General features: G+C 57.4%; 1 protein-coding gene and 1 pseudogene. Both read left to right on the top strand.

Annotated elements, in window-relative coordinates:
• A partial coding sequence (locus tag AC1DVR_RS23695; protein WP_478003078.1) for an NAD-binding protein occupies positions 1–395 on the top strand: 395 nt, incomplete at its 5' end.
• Positions 396–484: 89 nt separating this feature from the next.
• A pseudogene (locus AC1DVR_RS23690) lies at positions 485–670 on the top strand (transposase); the annotation flags it as partial.
• Positions 671–817 lie beyond the last annotated feature (147 nt).

Below are 817 nucleotides of genomic sequence, written 5' to 3'. Positions count from 1 at the left end.
GCGATGGCCACAAGATGAAACTCCTGAACAATTTCATCTCGCTGGGCTATGCGGCGCTTTATTCCGAAGCCTTGGCCCTGTCGCGCAAGGTCGGCATTCCGCTCTCCGAGTTTGACAAGGTGATCCGCGGCGGGCGGATGGACTGCGGCTTTTACCAGACCTTCATGGGCTATGCTCTGGAAGGCAACCGCGAGGCGCACAAGTTCACCTTGGGCAATGCCTACAAAGACTTGCGTTATGTGGAATCGATGGCCAATGCTGCCTCGGTGGCAACACCGCTCGCCAGCGCGGCGAAGAATTCCTTCGCCATGGCAATGGGTATGGGCGGCAACGGGCCGGAGGATTATGTCCCGCATCTGTCGGATTTCGTCGCAAAGGCGAATGGCATTGAGTGAAACTCGCCTCGTTGCGCCAGGTTAGGGTCCGAAGGACCTATTGACCTTACGCCCGCAGCGTGATTCAGGCTCCGCGAGGAGACTGACTGATAAGCAATGTTTTAAGGCTGACGGACGCGCAGGTGCCTCAGCTCGCACCTCTAATTCCCAACGGCCATGGCAAGCCCCGTGTCCATGGATGTTGGGTCCTGAGCGGTATAGTCTTGATCAATCGCAACGGTTTGAGGTGGTGCGATGTACCCGGGGAATATCGCCCCTCGAAGATCCTCTACAACTGATGGAGACGGCGGAGTGACAAGGGGGTGTTTGCCCGGGTGGTGGATGGTCTCAACAGCGGGACCATGCTTCACGAAAGGATGAGGCGCCCCGCCTGCAACAAGCTGCCGCTTGAAATGGGACTCTCTGCGAAATTCGTGATACAT

It is taken from the genome of Rhodobacter sp. P2_H5, from assembly GCF_056403335.1.
The sequence above is the reverse complement of the archived record's forward strand: the minus strand, read 5'-3'. Positions and strand labels throughout refer to the sequence as shown.